General features: G+C 59.5%; 18 protein-coding genes and 1 tRNA gene. 7 read left to right on the forward strand and 12 right to left on the reverse strand.

All coding sequences use genetic code 11. The features are described 5' to 3' along the window. Positions 1-203 precede the first annotated feature (203 nt). The 4 genes from EV130_RS26555 to EV130_RS33545 all read left to right on the forward strand — a co-directional run bounded on the left by EV130_RS26555 (position 204) and on the right by EV130_RS33545 (position 2388). Positions 204-407: a hypothetical protein gene (locus tag EV130_RS26555; RefSeq protein WP_074061222.1), complete on the forward strand. Its 204-nt coding sequence runs from the start codon at positions 204-206 to the stop codon at positions 405-407. Positions 408-828: 421 nt separating this feature from the next. Further along, positions 829-1071: a hypothetical protein gene (locus EV130_RS26560; RefSeq protein WP_074061221.1), complete on the forward strand. Its 243-nt coding sequence runs from the start codon at positions 829-831 to the stop codon at positions 1069-1071. Between the two features lie 307 nt (positions 1072-1378). Further along, positions 1379-1744: a helix-turn-helix transcriptional regulator gene (locus EV130_RS26565; RefSeq protein ID WP_132552642.1), complete on the forward strand. Its 366-nt coding sequence runs from the start codon at positions 1379-1381 to the stop codon at positions 1742-1744. A gap of 458 nt (positions 1745-2202) precedes the next feature. Next, positions 2203-2388, forward strand: coding sequence for a hypothetical protein (locus EV130_RS33545; RefSeq protein WP_074061217.1), 186 nt, complete (start codon positions 2203-2205; stop codon positions 2386-2388). A 270-nt stretch (positions 2389-2658) separates the two neighbouring features. On the opposite strand, the gene EV130_RS32730 is transcribed toward EV130_RS33545, so the two are convergent. Further along, positions 2659-2826 carry a hypothetical protein gene (locus tag EV130_RS32730; protein ID WP_165918580.1) on the reverse strand — a complete coding sequence of 56 codons (168 nt, stop codon included), beginning with the start codon at positions 2824-2826 and terminating at the stop codon, positions 2659-2661. A 169-nt stretch (positions 2827-2995) separates the two neighbouring features. Next, positions 2996-3071 (reverse strand) — tRNA-Lys (locus EV130_RS26575). A 192-nt stretch (positions 3072-3263) separates the two neighbouring features. On the opposite strand from EV130_RS26575, the gene EV130_RS26580 reads away from it, so the two are divergent. Next, positions 3264-4013 carry a cytochrome c biogenesis CcdA family protein gene (locus EV130_RS26580; protein WP_132662211.1) on the forward strand — a complete coding sequence of 250 codons (750 nt, stop codon included), beginning with the start codon at positions 3264-3266 and terminating at the stop codon, positions 4011-4013. Between the two features lie 56 nt (positions 4014-4069). On the opposite strand, the gene EV130_RS26585 is transcribed toward EV130_RS26580, so the two are convergent. Genes EV130_RS26585 through cysG form a run of 5 tightly spaced genes read right to left on the reverse strand, consistent with a single transcriptional unit; the run spans position 4070 to position 9274 of the window. Beyond that, complete coding sequence (locus EV130_RS26585; RefSeq protein ID WP_132552568.1) at positions 4070-5281, reverse strand: UbiH/UbiF family hydroxylase; 1212 nt, start codon at positions 5279-5281, stop codon at positions 4070-4072. 37 nt (positions 5282-5318) lie between these two features. Next, positions 5319-5831, reverse strand: a complete 513-nt coding sequence (locus EV130_RS26590; protein ID WP_074063153.1) for a DUF934 domain-containing protein — start codon at positions 5829-5831, stop codon at positions 5319-5321. A gap of 10 nt (positions 5832-5841) precedes the next feature. Beyond that, the gene (locus tag EV130_RS26595) at positions 5842-7512 is read right to left on the reverse strand and encodes a nitrite/sulfite reductase (RefSeq protein ID WP_074061214.1); all 1671 of its coding nucleotides are present in this window, start codon (positions 7510-7512) and stop codon (positions 5842-5844) included. A gap of 8 nt (positions 7513-7520) precedes the next feature. Then, the gene (locus tag EV130_RS26600) at positions 7521-7835 is read right to left on the reverse strand and encodes a DUF2849 domain-containing protein (protein WP_132552570.1); all 315 of its coding nucleotides are present in this window, start codon (positions 7833-7835) and stop codon (positions 7521-7523) included. Positions 7836-7837: 2 nt separating this feature from the next. Beyond that, a complete protein-coding gene (cysG, locus tag EV130_RS26605) occupies positions 7838-9274 on the reverse strand; it encodes a siroheme synthase CysG (protein ID WP_132662213.1) in 1437 nt (478 codons plus the stop codon). 249 nt (positions 9275-9523) lie between these two features. Between cysG and EV130_RS26610 the strand changes: the two genes are divergently transcribed. Together EV130_RS26610 and mazG are read left to right on the forward strand one after the other, a co-directional pair. Then, the gene (locus EV130_RS26610; protein ID WP_132552572.1) at positions 9524-10111 is read left to right on the forward strand and encodes a nucleoside deaminase; all 588 of its coding nucleotides are present in this window, start codon (positions 9524-9526) and stop codon (positions 10109-10111) included. A gap of 6 nt (positions 10112-10117) precedes the next feature. Continuing rightward, positions 10118-10957, forward strand: coding sequence for a nucleoside triphosphate pyrophosphohydrolase (gene mazG, locus EV130_RS26615; RefSeq protein WP_132552573.1), 840 nt, complete (start codon positions 10118-10120; stop codon positions 10955-10957). 324 nt (positions 10958-11281) lie between these two features. Here the strand turns inward: mazG and hflX are convergent, their stop codons facing one another. The 5 genes from hflX to EV130_RS26640 form a co-directional block, all read right to left on the reverse strand. Continuing rightward, complete coding sequence (hflX, locus tag EV130_RS26620) at positions 11282-12607, reverse strand: GTPase HflX (RefSeq protein ID WP_132662215.1); 1326 nt, start codon at positions 12605-12607, stop codon at positions 11282-11284. A gap of 77 nt (positions 12608-12684) precedes the next feature. Further along, positions 12685-12927: an RNA chaperone Hfq gene (gene hfq, locus EV130_RS26625; RefSeq protein ID WP_003539403.1), complete on the reverse strand. Its 243-nt coding sequence runs from the start codon at positions 12925-12927 to the stop codon at positions 12685-12687. Positions 12928-13037: 110 nt separating this feature from the next. After that, on the reverse strand, positions 13038-13901 hold the full coding sequence (locus EV130_RS26630) for a D-amino-acid transaminase (protein WP_132662217.1): 864 nt from the start codon (positions 13899-13901) through the stop codon (positions 13038-13040). A 61-nt stretch (positions 13902-13962) separates the two neighbouring features. Further along, complete coding sequence (ntrX, locus tag EV130_RS26635) at positions 13963-15327, reverse strand: nitrogen assimilation response regulator NtrX (RefSeq protein WP_132552576.1); 1365 nt, start codon at positions 15325-15327, stop codon at positions 13963-13965. Next, on the reverse strand, positions 15317-17587 hold the full coding sequence (locus EV130_RS26640) for a sensor histidine kinase NtrY-like (RefSeq protein ID WP_132662219.1): 2271 nt from the start codon (positions 17585-17587) through the stop codon (positions 15317-15319). The genes ntrX and EV130_RS26640 overlap by 11 nt, the downstream gene beginning before the upstream one ends. Between the last annotated feature and the right edge of the window lie 24 nt (positions 17588-17611).

Below are 17611 nucleotides of genomic sequence, written 5' to 3' on the forward strand. Positions count from 1 at the left end.
TGCGCTTAACGTCTTTTCGCGGCCCGCGCTTCCCGCGCTCCTCTGCATGTTGTGTCTGGTGCCGACAGACTACGTTAGATGGGCACCAAGCCTATCAGCCCATCTATGCTGGTCGCGACACTCCATCCTTAACGGTCGTTAACTTTCTCATATTCATCCGTCCTAAAATATGTTACCGCGATTCACCGTTTGGAGACTTTGCGATGCGACGTTTCAATCTTCGACATGAAGTCGATGACAAGTGGCTTGTTGTGGATGGGATCACAATGGAGCCCGCCACGCTTGGTGACGTGCAGGTGAGCGGAATGTCTTGGGCCGAGGCCTGTGACTTTGTCGACTTGATGAACTCTCTGGACGCTATCGAACGACATTCGAGCCGCTATGCAGCAGCTTTCGCTGCGGAGTGATCCTCGTTCTGACCACCCATCCTCGGACAGCCGACAGACGATTGGCAACAGCGCGCTCTAAGCGTGCGAACTCATCCGAGCCGGTCCGAGCGTCATAACCAAGATCGGATCCGCGGTTCGGGCTCGCAAAGTCAAGAAATCCTCCTTTCCTTCACGTAAGCCGTCTCCTTCGCACAAGCCGTCGGCGAAATAGTCATGGTGCATGAATTCGTTCCGGAGAGCTTGCGCCCCCCCCTCGCACGTGGCTGTGCGGTTCACCTCAATTATTCGCAGTCGGTCGTTACGGAAATGCTGATTCGTAACTGCTTCGTTTGCCTTATCTGGCGTTTAAGCGTACGCTTGTTTATCGGCTCGACAATTTAACCGGGTGCCCCGAGCCGCTTGAGAGATGATCTGCTCTTGCCTAAAAAGGAGAGCTCTTATGTCTCTTTTCGAATTAGTTTCCTTTACCGAAGATGAGATTGAACTCGTAACGTCCGTCGTCGGCCGTTGGTCAGAGAGAAATCACGTCGATGTCAAAAGCGAACATGGCCAAGCTGCATTAACACAGGCCATCGCCCTCGTAAGTTCCGGCATGAGGTCGCCGGGCGCCATCGTGGGTAGGCTCGATGAGGTTTGCGCGCCGCCCGCCCCCGAGTATCCCAAGTCACTTGTCGACGAGTAAACGCTAGTTGGGACGAGGTAACCATTCGTCGCCGCAAAAACTGCGGGCACTGCATTGGCGAGGCAATGCGCAGCATGGCGGAGTGCTCGGTCTTGACATGGCGCTCGTTGAAAAGCGGAAGCAAGGGCCGCCTGTTCGGCCTCCTTCCTCGACGCTTTGGGCGTGCCAAGGTCGACGGCATTGCTGGCACTCTCTGCGTCACTCCGCAGTTTCGACATGGATCGAGGCAGGCTTGCAGCCAAATGCGGTTCAGATACTCGCGGATCACGCTTCCTACGCGATCGATACCGGCAACGAAGTCGCCAGGATGACAAGCATGTCACGCACGATGATGAACAAGTATCGCGAGCAAGGCCGCTTCCCGCAGCATGTGGATCTCGGCGACAGGCGGGTCGCCTTCGTGAAGGCTGGAATCGTAGCCTGGATACCTGCCGAGATCGAGGCACGAACGCCCCCGCAAAATCCCGTTGGCCTAGATCAACTGCGCGCGAAACTCGCCCAGGCATACGAGGTCATCGCAATCTTGCTGCTGGGGCCAGAAGGCAACTCGCTCGACGTAGCGATGCCCGAAGGCAAGCGAGCACTCAAGTATTTCAGGTGCGCTGGTTATGACGCAAGGTCTTGCCCTTCGTTCATCCGAGCGCCAGGCCAAAGCAGGAGCGGACGTGACTGACCAGCCTCGCCTTCTCGGCCGCAAAGTAGTCGCCGGATACTGCGATTTAACGCCTTCAGGTTTGCCAACAGGATGCCGCCGGCAATCCCCGGCACGCGAAAGTGGGATCGGCGGGCGATTGATGCCAAGCTCGACATCAGTGGGCTAACACCGCCACATGTATCAGGTGGTCCAGCGGTTCGCGAGCACGACACCTTCGAAACTTGGAAAAGAAGGAGTGCGGAGCGCGACAATGAGCCAAGCGAGCTACCATGCCGCTCTATCCTGCATAAATCAAACGCGGCGAGGAGCCGGGATAACCAGCTCTACTCGCCGCAAGATTGCCTCGTCGCCAGAGGAGGAGATGGCGCCAAGGCAATGGCGAACGACGCAAAAAAAGGCGTCGGCACTACTTATTTTATTTATTTCTAAATTATACTTTGGTATAGGTCTCCCAAACTGTATGGGAGGAGTAACGAATGCAGCGAGTTGAACTTAATAACCTCGGCACCGGAGCTACAACCCGCGTTTGGTCGGTCAAGGATTTCTCCGCGCGGCGCAGACTTAACGAGGATGAAGAGGCTCGACTGCTGCAATTGTTTGGACCATTTGCGTCCGCTAGCGAACTGCTGCACAACGCACCACGAGAGCCGCGGTGGCGGTAGGGTTCGGGACAGACCTGGTGGTCTCGCGAGTTTGCAGCGTCCGCGGATCGACAGCGCCCCAAAAGGAAAGGCCGCACATTGGCGGCCTTGAATTTGTTTTATAACTGTTACCGGATTTTTTACGGAATTGGTGCGCACCAGACTACGCAGCGAAATCCTTCAAGTCATCGGAGGTGATTTGCCCTGCACGATCGCGAATTGTCACCAGCGCCATGGGGATAACGGACCTGCCAACCGCCATCGCCGACCTTGAACTCGTGGCTCCAGCCATCATTCCCACTTTCTCGAGCGTGGCACCATGGACGGCGGCTTCCTCAAAAGGCTCGACCAGCGGACCGAGAGCGGTGCGGAATTCAGCCAGCTTCTTGAACCGGCATTGGCGGCAGCCTCAATGGCGACGACAAGCGCTGTGCGCAGATCATCCTGAGCTGCAGTCATGAGGGAAACTCCATCGCTGGAGAATCAATCTCTTGTCTCTTCAAAAACTCTTCGCTGAGTACCTTGGCGACGACCTGGACAGGTTCAGGCGTTGAAGAAACGGTGGCGACTCGGTGGCGACTGAAGATGCAGCCGAATTTCGGAAAGCTCACCAAGTTATTGAATTTCTTGGTGAGAGCGATGGGGCTCGAACCCATGACCTACTGATTAAAAGTCAGTTGCTCTACCAGCTGAGCTACGCTCTCCCTTGACGCCTTGAGCTTTAAACAGCCCCGGCCGGAAGTGCGCGGAACATATGCAGGCGACCTATTGCGGTCAACCGAAAAATTCCCTTTTTCGCCGCGTCGGGCATATTTCTTGCCGGGCTCGAAAAGGTGATTGGCATTCGGTTGGTTGCGGCGCTAAACATCCGCCAGGTTTGCAGCCGGAGAGAATGCGTGTCGATTGCCGATATTTCCCTGTTGAGCGCCCTGCTTGCGGGTGCCCTCTCCTTTCTCTCTCCCTGCGTGCTTCCCCTCGTTCCGCCCTATCTCTGCTATATGGCGGGCATATCCGTCGAGCAGTTCCGGGGCGGAAATGCTGTTGCGATTGCACCCGATGTCCGGCGCGGGGTGCTGTTTTCGGCGCTGTTCTTCACCCTCGGATTCGCCACCGTCTTCGTCGCGCTCGGCGCCGGCGCTTCCAGCATCGGAATGCTGCTGCGCCAACATCTGGATCTCCTGGCCAAGGTCGGCGGCCTCATCATCATCATCATGGGACTGAACTTCCTCGGCGTCTTCCGGATCGGGCTTTTCGCGCGCGAGGCCCGGTTCCAGAGCGGCGGCAAACCGGCGACGCTGACCGGCGCCTATATCATGGGACTTGCCTTCGCCTTCGGCTGGACGCCGTGCATTGGCCCGGTGCTCGGCGCCATTTTGGGGGTCGCGGCAGCGCGCGAGACCGTAGGCTCCGGCGCGGGGCTCCTCGCCGTCTATTCGCTCGGCCTCGCTATTCCCTTCTGGATCGCCGCCGGCTTTTCCGGTGCCTTCATGAATTTTCTGGCGCGCTTCCGCCGCCATCTCGGCACCATCGAAAAGATCATGGGAGGCTTCCTCGTGCTCACGGGGCTCGCCTTCATCTTCGGTTTCATCACCGATACTGCCATCTGGTTCCAGCAGACCTTTCCGATTCTGATGCGGATCGGCTAAAGACAACACATCATCGCCTGCCTTGCAGAGTTATGCGCCGAAGGATCGCGATCAGATCAGCCTTTCTTGCGACTGAACTTTTCCCGCAAGGCAGTCGGGATATCGCGCAATCCGCGGCCCGGCTCGATGCCTTCGCGCATTACGACGCTGCGTAGCGGCGGAAACGCCGAGAGAATATGGAGGCCCGCAGCGCGCAACATCTGCACCGGCAGGAAACCTGAGAGAAGCGAGCGGTTTAGCAGATCGACGCTGACCGTTCGCGTCATGATGTCGGCGCGGCGCCTGCGGTCGAACCGATCGCCCGAATCGGCCAATAGGGGCAGTTCGGCCCGGTCGCAAAGAATATCCGTCAGCGCCATGATGTCGCGCAGGCTGAGATTGAGGCCTTGTGCGCCGATCGGCGGGAAGACGTGCGCCGCTTCCCCGATCAGCGCTATCCGGCCCTTGCCGAAACGATGCGCCATCATGCCTGAAAGAGGCCATATCTGGACGCCTTCCTCGACGCTCACCTTGCCGAGCAGCGACTGCATCCGCGCTTCGACGACGTTGCTCAATTCGGCAAGGGACAATTCGAGGCCGGCGGCGGCATCCGACGGATTCTGTACCCAGACGAGGCTAGAGCGGTTGCCGCGCAAGGGCACCTGGGTAAAGGGGCCGCATTCGGTGTGAAATTCCGTCGAGGTGTTTTCGTGCGGCAGCGAATGGCCGAAATTCAGCACCATGGCCGACTGCGGATAGGACCAGTTGCGCGCGCCAATGCCGGCTTTTTCCCTAAGCTTCGACTTGCGACCGTCGGCGCCGGCAGCGAAATCGGCAGACAGCATCTGGCCGCCCGCAAGCATGATGGAAACGGCATGCTCGCCGATATCAATGCTCTCAGCAAAAGCAGTGAAGCGCGTGATATTGCCTTCGATTGCGACCGCCGCCTCGAGCACGTCGGTCAAAGCCTTGTTCGGGAAGTTGTAGCCGAAAGCGTCGAGACCGACTTCGACGGCGCGAAACGTCGTTGTTGGTGCACGCAGCAGGCGATTTGTGCCATCAATGATGCGCATGCTTTTCAGCGGCGCGGCCGACGGCTTCAGCTTTTCCCAGAGCGCCAGGCGATCGAGGAAGCGGATCGACTGATCCATCAGCGCCGTTGTACGCCGATCCTCTGTCGTGGCGGGAGGGGCAATCAGCGCCACGCTGCGGCCGCCGCGGGCCAGTGAGATCGCGGCCACCATGCCGGCGAGACCGCCACCGATCACCGCCACTTCGAACTGTTTCATTGCATCGCTTCCGTCATCAGAGACGGCGAGCCGGCATTTATGCCGCCGGCTTCGCCTGACGGCGCCAACTATAGCCCTTGCCGGCCTCTGCGTCACGCACAGCCGGCTGATAATGATGCGGAATTCCCGGCAGCCTGTTTTCGGAAAGGCGCTTGAGCGCCGTTTCATTGGTCACGGCGAAGCTGTCGATGCCGACGCGCAGCATCAAAGGGATCTGGTCGATTAGCACATCGCCTACCGCCCGCAATTCGTTGGTATAACCGAGTCGCTTGCGCAGCAGCGAGGCATGGCTGAAGGCACGGCCGTCGCTGAATGCCGGGAAGGCAACGGCGACGATTTCGAGGCGATCCAGGTAAGGCTCCAGCTTGCGGACGTCGTCAGCGGGCTTGATGAGCACGCCAAGACCGACATCGTTGCTCTCTCCGGCCCTTTCGATTAGATCATCGAGGCCGAGCAGAGGCTTCTGATCTTCGATCGCTTTGACCTCATCGCTCTCGATCACCCAGGGATCATTGGCGACAAAACCGGTTTCTCTCCAAATCTTCGTCACGGTTCCCTCCTTATGCCGCTTCCGCAGCCGCGCCATACAGCGCATCCTTGAAAGGCTGCGGTCCGACGCGGCGATAGGCCGCAAGGAAGGTTTCGGCCGGGTCCCGGCGGATGCCGAGATAGGTATCGACGATCGTCTCGATTGCGTCCGTCACCTTGTCCGGTTCGAAGCCGCGGCCGATGATCTCGCCGATCGAGGTGTGCTCGTCGCCGGAGCCGCCAAGCGTGATCTGGTAGAGTTCGGCACCCTTTTTCTCGACCCCGAGCAGGCCAATATGGCCGACATGGTGATGCCCGCAGGCATTGATGCAGCCTGAAATCTTGATCTTCAGTTCGCCGATCTCCGCCTGACGCGCCGGATCGCCAAATCGCTTGGAAATCTCCTGTGCAACCGGAATCGAACGCGCATTGGCAAGTGCGCAATAGTCCAGCCCCGGACATGCTATGATATCCGTGATCAGGCCGGCATTGGCAGTTTCGAGGCCAGCCGCAACCAGGCCCCTATAGACCGCTTCGAGATCGCTCAGCGCCACATGCGGCAGGATGAGATTCTGTTCGTGGCTCACGCGGATTTCGTCGAAGGCATATTCCTCGGCGAGGTCGGCAACGGCATCCATCTGCGCGTCGGAGGCATCACCGGGGATGCCGCCGATCGGCTTCAGCGAGATCGTCACCATGCCGTAATCGGGGTTCTTGTGCGGCGCCACGTTCTGCTGCACCCAGCGGGCAAATGCCGGATCGGCCTTCTTCCAGCGGGCAAGATTCTCCCAGCCGTCGGCGCGTTCCGGCAGCGCGGGCGGCGCGAAATAGGCGGCGATCGCCTGAACGTCCTTCTCCGGCAGCTTCAGCTCGGTATCCTTGAGCAGCATGAACTCAACCTCGACCTGGCGCGCCAGTTCTTCGGCACCGGTCTCGTGCACGAGGATCTTGATGCGCGCCTTGTACTTGTTGTCGCGGCGGCCGTGCAGATTGTAGACGCGCATGATCGCGGTCGTGTAGGACAGCAGGTCCTCTTCCGGCAAAAAGTCGCGGATCAGCTTGGCGACCATAGGCGTGCGGCCCTGACCTCCGCCGACGTAAACGGCAAAGCCGATCTCGCCCTTGTCGTTCTTCTTCAGATGCAGGCCGATATCGTGGACCTGGATCGCCGCACGATCGCGCTCGGCGCCGGTGACGGCGATCTTGAACTTGCGGGGCAGGAAGGAGAACTCCGGATGCACGGACGACCACTGGCGCAGGATTTCCGCATAGGGACGCGGGTCGGCGACTTCGTCCGCCGCGGCACCGGCAAAATGATCCGCCGTGACATTGCGAATGCAGTTGCCGGAGGTCTGCATGGCATGCATCTCGACCGTCGCAAGTTCGGCAAGCACGTCCGGCATGTCGGAGAGTTTCGGCCAGTTGAACTGCAGGTTCTGCCGGGTCGTGAAGTGGCCGTAGCCGCGATCGTAGGTGCGGGCGATATGGGCGAGCATGCGCATCTGGCGCGAGGAGAGCGTCCCGTAGGGGATGGCTATACGCAGCATATAGGCATGGAGCTGCAAATAGACGCCGTTCATCAGGCGCAGCGGCTTGAACGCATCCTCGGCAAGCTCACCTGACAGACGGCGCTGGACCTGGTCGCGAAACTGCTCGACGCGCTCGGCGACAAAGGCGTGGTCAAATTCGTCGTAACGGTACATCAGCTTCCTCAGACTGCAATGAATTGGGGATCGGCCGGCTTGTAGCCAGGCGCATATTCCATGGTCGGGCCCTGGGCGCGGATGCGCTCGCGGAGGCGCAGCGGCCATAGAACTCCGCCGGTTTCCTGAACTTCGATGACGGCAACGTCAACGACCTTGTTGTCGGCATAGGCCTTCTTGCCGATCTCTTCCAAAGCCGCCACGGCCTCAGCATGGCGTGCGACGAGCGCATCCTGCAGCGAGGTTACCCACTCGCCGCTGGCGCTAAGCCAGACGGCCACGCCATCCGTCAGCCTGTTGGCGGTCAGAACCTTGTCGACCATGTTCAGCTCCTTGCAAATTCCGGCGCGGTCGCCTCACGGCGCACCAGCGGCTCTGACAGTTCGAAATTGGCGCCTGCGACGGCATCGCCGATAATGACCATGACCGGTCCCGTCAACTCGTTACGATGCTGCAAGTCGGGAAGGTCACGCAGAATGCCATGCAGTAGGCGACGGTCCGCACGGCTTGCGTTCTCGACGACGGCAACGGTCGTCTCGGCGGGAAGCCCAGCGCTCATCAGCCGCTCGGCGACCGAAGCTGCGACCGTACGTCCCATATAGACGGCGATCGTCGCGCCAGATACGGCAAGGCTTGCCCAATCGGGCAGCACGTCGCCCGTCAGGTCATGCCCGGTCGTAAAGACCAGCGAGGAGGCAACGCCGCGCAGCGTCAGCGGCAGTTCGAAATCCGCCGCAGCGGCGAAAGCGGAAGTGATACCCGGAACCACCTCGTAGCCGATTCCTGCAGTACGCAGCGCCGCCATCTCCTCCCCTGCCCGCCCATAGACGAGTGGATCGCCGGATTTCAGACGCACGACACGCTTGCCCTGGCGTCCGAGCTGGACAAGCAAATCGTTGATCTCTTCCTGCGATTTCGAATGGCAACCCTTGCGCTTGCCGACCGAAAGACGCTCGGCATCGCGGCGGCCCATATCGACGATCGCCTGCGGCACCAGCGCATCGAAAACGATGACGTCGGCTTCCATCATCACGCGCTGGGCGCGCAAGGTCAGCAGATCTTCGGTTCCAGGGCCGGCACCGACGAGCCAGACGCGGCCGTCAACCTTTTCCGCCGAGCGCAGGAGGCCGTTTGCAGCACGCCGCGCTTCGGCAAGATTGCCGTTTGCAACGGCGTCGGCCACTCGACCAGAGAAGAAACGGCGCCAGAAGACCCTTCTGGCGATGCCGCGCGGAATGAGATGTTCGACAGTCCTGCGGTAGCTCGTGGCAAGATCGGCCAGGCGGCCGAGCGATGGAGAAAGCAACTGATCGACCTGCGCACGGATCATCTGTGCCAGCACCGGACCGGCACCTTCGGTGCCAATCGCAACGGCCACCGGCGCACGATTGACGAGAGCTGGCGTTAAGAAATCGCAATAGTCCGGCTGGTCGACCGCATTGGCTGGAATTCTCGCCCTCCGGGCAGCTTCCACGACCGCGCGATCCTCGGCAGGGTTACCGGTTGCAGCAAAAACAAGCGCCGCACCATCCACCTGCTCGGGCAAAAAAGCACCACGAACCATTTCGATGCGATTGGAAAGCAGGAACGAATGATAATCGGCCTTGGGATAGTCCGCATAAGCAACGATGCGGGCACGCGTGTTCAGCAGCAGACGCACCTTGGCGAAGGCCTCGTCTCCATTGCCGAAAACGGCTGCAATCCGCCCTTCCACACGGAAGAATGCGGGAAACACCGAGAGCTGTTCGTTGCTGGAAGGCATTATCATTCCACTTCGAAGTTTGTCGACTATGCCTTTTACAGTCAACGGATTGAAGAAACAGAAATTCGAAAGCCCCGCTGAGCGCGTATTCTTTTGCTCGCCATCTCAATGATTTGAGAAAAGTCGCCCGGTCGTTTGAAAATGCTGCTGCAGCGCATCATAAGCTGGTGACAAAAGCGCAGATTCGGCGGGATCATGCATTCCGCTTCCAAGCGGCAACCGGTAAACTGCACAAAACAGGAGAACGCCATGCCGGAAAAGACGATTGCCTCCCGTCTTCTCGAAGTCATCGAGAAACACATCCTGCCGATCACGGAACTCGGCGTTTCCGAGGGCAACAAGGTCTTCGGCGCGGCAATCCTGCGCAAGTCTGACCTGGCGCTGGTCGTCGCGGAAACCAACAACGAACTGGAAAATCCACTGTGGCATGGCGAAGTCCACACATTGAAGCGCTTTTACGAGCTTTGCGACAAGCCCTCGACCAAGGATCTCATATTTCTCTCGACGCACGAGCCCTGCAGCATGTGCATGTCGGCGATCACCTGGGCGGGTTTCGATAATTTCTATTATTTCTTCAGCCATGAGGATTCGCGCGACAGCTTTGCCATCCCGCATGATCTGAAGATCCTGAAGGAGGTCTTCGGACTCGAACCGGGCCGATATCGCCGCCAGAACGCGTTCTGGAACAGTTTTGCGATCGCCGACCTCATCGAAACCGAGGACGAACCGCTGAAAACCGGCCTGAAAGCGCAGGCCGCCGGCATCAAGGCCCGCTACGATGCGCTGTCGGACACCTATCAGGCGTCCAAGGACGCCAATGCCATCCCGTTGAACTGAGATATCATGGAAGCTTCAAAAGACATTTCGCGCCTGATCGAGATCATGGCTGCCCTGCGCGATCCCGAAACCGGCTGCCCCTGGGATATCGTCCAGACCTTCGAAACGATCAAGCCCTACACGATCGAGGAAGCCTACGAGGTCTCCGATGCGATCGAACGCAACGACATGGACGATCTTTGCGAGGAACTTGGCGACCTGCTGCTGCAGGTCGTCTTCCATGCCCGCATGGCTGAAGAATCCGGCGAATTCACCTTCGGTGACGTCGTTGAAGCCATCACGCGCAAGATGATCCGTCGTCACCCGCATGTCTTCGCGCGGTCCGGTGCCGACACCCCGGACCTCGTCAAGAAGCAGTGGGACGAGATCAAGAGGGCGGAAAAACACGAGCGTGCCGAAAGGCGCGCAAGGCGCGGCGTTTCGGAAGATTTCAATGCAGGCTTTCTGGGCTCGGTGCAGCGTAGTTTCCCCGCGCTCACAGAAGCGCTGAAACTACAGGAACGCGCCGCAGCGGTCGGCTTTGACTGGTCGGCGCCAGAGCCCATCCTCGACAAGATCGAAGAAGAGATCGGTGAGCTTCGTGCCGCACTCAAGGAGGGCAATCACGCGAAGGTCAGCGATGAACTCGGCGATCTGATCTTCGCCATTGCCAATATCGGCCGGCATGTACAGGCCGATCCCGAGCAGGCGCTTCGCGGTACAAACACGAAATTCAGACGGAGATTCAATCACATCGAGAAGACACTTGAAGCAGATGGTGAAACGCTGGAGGCTGCAACGCTAGAGCGCATGGAGGAAATCTGGCAGGCCGCCAAGGCGATCGAACGCGCGGTCGCAAGGGAATGACACCTCCGCATCATGTCGAGGGTTCATTCGTCGAATCTGCCCTCTTGACCATGGCTGCCCGAAGGCGAAGCCGCAAGGCCTCGAAGGATCACCCCGCACCCGCACGTCCTTTGCGGCATCGCTGAACGCGTGCCTCTGCCACCAGGCGACCATTCCATACTCTTCCTCGCAGGAAGCCAGCCACCGCGCGAGCGGTGGCTTACCCGCATGCCACGGGGGAAGAATCTCCTGCACACAAGGAGCTTGGGCGTTGCCGAACGGTGATTTCACCGGCAATCGGCGCGTCTCGAATTTGCCTGAAAGCGATCAGCGGTTAGCGTCTCGCTATTCCCAGTCTTCCTTCTGCGGCTTCAAGCCGTCGCCCATGCGCCGTTCCAATTCGGCCGCTTCGCTTTCGGCGAGCCTTACGTCGAGCGTCACCGTGCCGTCTTCGTTGTCTTCGCGGCCGTCGACGATTGAATGTTCGTAAAGCCAGGGCAGCAGCGCCAGCTTGCCCAATGGCAGCTTGATCGTCGTCGCGGTCATCACCCCGGAAAGGCGCTTGCTGATTTCCTCCATCAGGTGATCGATGCCCTCGCCGCTGATGGCCGAAACAGCGACCACGTTTTCGGCGCCTGCAACCTTTTGCACCATCGCGTCATGCGTTTCCGGCTCGAGACGATCGATCTTGTTCCAGACTTCGATGATGCGTCGTGCGCCTTCGGCCTCGTCGATACCGAGATCATTCAGGATGCGCATCACGTCGGCACTCTGCGCCTGATTGTCGGCATCCGACATATCGCGGACGTGGAGGATCAGATCGGCTTCCAGCACCTCTTCGAGCGTTGCGCGGAAGGCGGCGACAAGATGCGTCGGCAGATCGGAGATGAAGCCGACGGTGTCGGACAAGATGACGGTCCGGCCATGCGGCAGCTTCATGCGGCGAAGCGTCGGATCGAGCGTTGCGAAGAGCATGTCCTCGGCGAGCACGCCCGCGCCTGTAATGCGGTTGAAGAGCGTCGACTTGCCGGCGTTGGTATAGCCCACCAGTGCCACGATCGGATGCGGTACCTTCTTGCGTTTGGCCCGGTGCAGCTGACGGGTGCGGACGACCTGCTCCAGCTCGCGTTCCAGCTTGATGATCCGGTCCTGCAGCAGACGGCGGTCGGCTTCAATCTGAGTCTCGCCCGGGCCGCCCATGAAGCCGCCGCCGCCGCGCTGGCGTTCAAGGTGGGTCCAGCTGCGGACCAGACGGCCCTTTTGATAGTTCAGATGCGCAAGATCAACCTGCAGCGTGCCTTCCTTCGTGGAGGCGCGGCGGCCGAAGATTTCCAAGATCAGGCCCGTGCGATCGATGACCTTGGCATTCCACTCTTTCTCCAGATTGCGCTGCTGCACCGGCGTCAGCGGGTGATCGACGATCACCAGACCGGAATCATGCTCATCGAGCTGCGCCTTGATTTCCTCGATCTTGCCGCTGCCGAGCAACGTGGCCGGACGCGGATCGGAGATCGGTACGATCGCGCCGTTGACCACATCCAGATCGATTGCCTCAGCAAGACCGGTCGCTTCATCAAGGCGGCTCTCCGGCGAGCGGGTCGCAGCTCCTTCGATGGGCGCACTCTTAGCCCGCGCCTGCTTGAGCACAGGCACGACGACGGTTGCCCGCATATCATCCCGAAGTCTCTGAGCCTCCGGGATGATGGAATCATTCCTGGTATCGCGTGTCGAAATGACTGCTGACCTTGTTAGGACGCTGCTTCTTCGCTCTCGAACATCTGCATGGGCTGGCCAGGCATGATTGTTGAGATCGCGTGTTTATACACGAGTTGCGAATGGCCGTCACGGCGAAGAAGAACGCAGAAATTGTCGAAGGAAGTGACAACGCCCGTGAGCTTTACGCCGTTAATGAGAAAAATTGTGAGAGAAATCTTTTGCTTGCGAACAGTATTGAGAAATAAGTCCTGCAAATTCTGAGAACGTTCCGCCATCGCGCCGCTTCTTTCTTTATTGCCGGCTTGATCGAGCCGGTGAATATTAATCAACCTCTCCTGAAAGACGGAAGGTAACCCTCATCCCTTCCGTCCAGCAAATCTTGGTATCAAATCGCAATCTTTTCCGCAACGTCGAAAAAGGCTTCTCGAATATTCTGCGAGATCGTGCCGGGATGACCGTTGGCAATCGTCTGCCCATTGATGGAAACGACAGGAAAACAAATGCTTGTTGCAGCCGTGATGAAGACTTCGCGTGCCGCTAGCATTTCGGCGACGGTGAAGTTCCGTTCGACGATCCTGAGGTCGAGCTTCACCGCGACATCCATCAGCGTCGTGCGCGTGATACCGCGCAGAATGCCATGTTCGGCAGGGCGCGTGATCAAGGTGCCGTCGGCGTCGACAATCCAGACATTGGTCGCGGCACCTTCTTTCACGCAGCCGTTGGCATCGACATAAATGGCCTCCTGGGCGCCGGCTTCTTTTGCCTGCTGGCGAACCAGGGCGTTCGAAAGAAGACCGACCGTCTTGATGTCGACCCGATCCCAGCGATTGTCCGGAACGGTGATCGCCTTGATGCCGTTTGCGTTTTTCTTCGCGATGATCGCAGGATCGGTACTTTTGGCCGTAATGACCAGCGAAGGCCTGGTGCCCTCGGCCGGAAAGACATGGTCGCGGCGCGCCACGCCGCGCGTCACCTGCAGATAGAACAGGCCGTTGCGTACCATGTTGCGGCGCGCCGTTTCACGAATCACATGGATCATCGCCTGGCGGCTCATTGGCCAGTCGATGCGCAACTCGCCAAGCGAGCGGTTCAAGCGATCGAGATGGCGCGTGATATCAACGATGTAGCCATGACGGATTTCGCAGACCTCGTAGACGCCGTCGGCGAACTGATAGCCGCGGTCTTCGATATGTACCATCGCATCGGCGTGCGGCACGTAACGGCCATTCACATAGGATATTCTCGGCATGGAAAACCTGAATCTAAGGCAATGAAATGGGAAACCGGCGCAGAAAACTGAGCCGCAGCAATCAGACGCCGAGCGACTTCAGCTTACGATGAAGCGCCGAGCGCTCCATGCCGACGAATTCCGCGGTGCGCGAGATATTGCCGCCGAAGCGGTTGATCTGCGCGATCAGATAATCCTTCTCGAACATCTCGCGGGCTTCGCGCAGCGGAAGCGTCATGATGTGGTAGTCGTTCTTGGCAGACACCTTGGGCAGCATGTCGCCGAGGTCCGTCGGCAGCATGTCGGCTGTGATCGGCGCATCCGGGCCGTCCGAGCGAGCAAGGATCATCAGACGTTCGATATTGTTGCGCAGCTGGCGGATGTTGCCTGGCCAGTCATGAGCCTGCAGCACCGCCATTGCATCGTCGCCGATACGGCGCAGACGGATGCCGGCCTGCTCGGAAATCTGACGCATCAACTGATCGACAAGGAACGGGATGTCCTCGCGGCGTTCCGCCAAGGCCGGCACGCGAACGGGAACGACTGCGAGGCGATGGTAAAGATCCTCGCGGAACCAGCCTTCGGCAATGCGGCTCTCCAGATTGTAAGCCGTCGACGAGATGATACGGACATCCACCTTCACGCGCTTCGATCCGCCGACGCGTTCGAACTGCTGGTCGACAAGCACGCGAAGGATCTTGTTCTGCGTCTCGCGCGGCATTTCGCCGACTTCATCAAGATAGAGAATGCCACGGTGGGCCTCTTCCAGCGCCCCGGTCTTGCGCGCTTGGCCAGGGGAGCCTTCCGTCCCGAAGAGAGCGACTTCCATGCGCTCCGGCGTAATGTTCGCAGCGTTCAAGGCCACGAACGGGCCGTTTGCGCGCGCCGACTTCTTGTGGATCATCCGCGCCACCAGCTCCTTGCCGGAGCCGGATGCACCGAAGATCATGATGCGGCTGTTGGTCGGCGCGACCTTTTCGATCGTCTGGCGAAGCTGCGAGACCGCGACCGAAGTGCCGATCAGCTCGACGGCGTCGCCTGCGCGCCGCTTCAGCTCGGATACCTCCCGCTTCAGCTTCGAGTTCTCCAGCGCCCGTTCGGCAATCAAGATCAGGCGATCTGCCTTGAAGGGCTTTTCGATGAAATCGAAGGCGCCGCGTTTGATGGCGGAAACAGCCGTTTCGATATTGCCGTGGCCCGAAATCATTACGACCGGGATGTCGGGATGGCGCGTCTTGATCTCGTCCAGCAATGACAGACCATCGAGTTTGCTGCCCTGCATCCAGATATCAAGGAAAATCAAGCGCGGCGCGCGATCTGAAATCGCGGCGAGAGCGCTGTCGCTGTCGTGCGCGGTGCGCGTCTCGTGTCCTTCATCAGAAAGGATGCCGGAAACGATTTCGCGAATATCGTGCTCGTCATCGACGACGAGAATATCAGAGGCCATACACACTTTCCTTGTCATTTGAGGCCGGGGCGGCAGGAACCGGCTCGAGACGCGGCAGATGCACGCGGATCATGGCCCCCCTTCCCTGGTCGAAATCGGCGGGCGCATCATGCAGTTCCAACTGCCCGCCATGCTCTTCAATAATCTTCTTGACGATTGCGAGGCCGAGGCCAGTGCCCTTCTCCCGCATCGTCATGTAGGGCTCCAGGATGCTGTGCCGGTTCTCCACCGGCAGTCCCCGGCCGTTGTCGATGACGTCGACCGTGAAGCGGTCGCGGCTCTCGTCCAACGACGCCCTGACGAGAACCTTCCGTTGATCGCGTTCGCCGCTTGGTACCGCCTCGATGGATTCGACCGCGTTCTTGATCAGATTTCCAAATGCCTGGCCCAACATGCGGCTGTCGAACTGGCCCTCCAGCGGCTTGTCGCCGAACTCCTGCAGGAAACTCACATGCGTATTGCCCATCTCGCGCAGAAAGATGGCATCGCGAAGAATATTGCGCAGATCGGTCTGTTCCTTCGTCGGCTTGGGCATGCGTGCAAAGGCCGAGAACTCGTCGACCATGCGACCGATATCGCCTACCTGCCGGATGATCGTATCGGTACATTGATCGAAAACCGTGCGATCCTCCTGATTGATCTGCTTTCCGTAACGGCGCTGGATGCGTTCAGCGGACAGCTGGATCGGCGTCAGAGGGTTTTTAATTTCATGGGCGATGCGTCTTGCCACGTCGCCCCAGGCCGTCGAGCGCTGCGCAATCACGAGATCGGTAATGTCGTCGAGGGTGATCACGTAGGAATCGCTCGTATCGCGAACTTCCTCGCGCGTGACCTGCACGCTCAGCGTTCGCACCGTTCCGCCGCGTACAAGGGCAATCTGCTTGCGGAAATCGCCGCGGTAGCGCGATGCGGCTTCGGTCAGCACGTGATCGACTTCGGGAGCAATTTCATTCAACTGCTTCCCGAGCATCTCGCGCGCCGGCAGCGACATCAACGTCTCGGCCGAACTGTTGACGATGGTGATCCGCCGGTCGCTCTCGACGCCTATCACTGCGGCGGTGACACCCGACAGAACGGCCTCTATGAAGCGGCGGCGGTCGTCGACCTCGTCCTTCGCCTCCAGAATCTCGTCACGCTGTGTGCGGATTTCCGAAATCATCTTGTTGAACGTGCGGGACAGGTTTGCAACGTCGCCATCCACCGCATGAACAGGCACGACGATATCCATGTTGCCGGACGCCACGCTGTCGGCGGCGGTGATCAGCAGGCGGATCGGGCGGACGATCCGGTCGGCAACGGCAATAGCCGTCCAGATCGCCGCAAGCAGCACGATCAGGGCAAAGCCGATATAGAGAACCGCGAAGGCAATCTGCAGCGAGACGCGGCCCGCCTCCATGGAACGGTATTCCGTCGCATTCTCCTCCATCATGCGCATCGCGCCCATGACCTTCGGATCGACGGCGCGAACGGTGTAGAGGAACGCGCTTGGAATCTGCTCGAGTTTGATGATGGCGCCCACGAGGTTGGTTACGCCCGGCGGGATGAGCGTCGGCTGGCCGGCGGCGGCTTTTTGCAGGGCATCCTGGGGAATGGCGGGTAATGGCTTCTCGGTCTTGATGTCCGCCTGAACGATGACAGTTCCGTCGCTTTCAACCAGGAATGCGCCCAAAAGCCCGCGCCCCCGCGCCTGACGCGTCATCAACTCTCCGAAGCCTGTGCGGTCGAGGTTATAAAGCACCCGGTTGCGTTCCAGGTCGTTCGCCATGGAGATGGTCTGCCCCTGCAGATAGCTGGCGTTCTCCATCATGTAAGCTTGGCCGATATTGCGCGACGAACTGACGATGGATTGCGTGCGCAGCGCGAACCAGCGGTCGAGCCCGGCATTCAGCGTGATACTTGCAAAGATCGCCACCAGGATCGCCGGCGTGATGGCGACGATCGAGAACAGGACAACGATCCGGATGTGCAAGCGGGCAGCGGCGCGCCCGCGCGTGCGCGCTTTGAGCAACCGCGCAACTTCACGTCCGATCAGCGCTATCAATGCAAGCACGAAGAAGGAATTCACCACGACCGAAGTGATGACGACGCGGGTGGTCGGGTCGATCGGCGTTACACCCAGCAAAATGAAGAGCGTCAGCGTCGCACAGAGCAAAGCACCCCCGGCCAGGACGAGACCCGGCAGCGCAAACAGCGCACGGCGATCGGTAACGGTCGAGACCGTATCGCCATCTGCCGCAGGCGGTGGCGCTTCCTGCTTCATTAAGTCATCACTCCATGCGGCAGA

The sequence above is a fragment of the Rhizobium azibense genome (assembly GCF_004342325.1).
Taxonomy (GTDB): domain Bacteria; phylum Pseudomonadota; class Alphaproteobacteria; order Rhizobiales; family Rhizobiaceae; genus Rhizobium; species Rhizobium etli_B.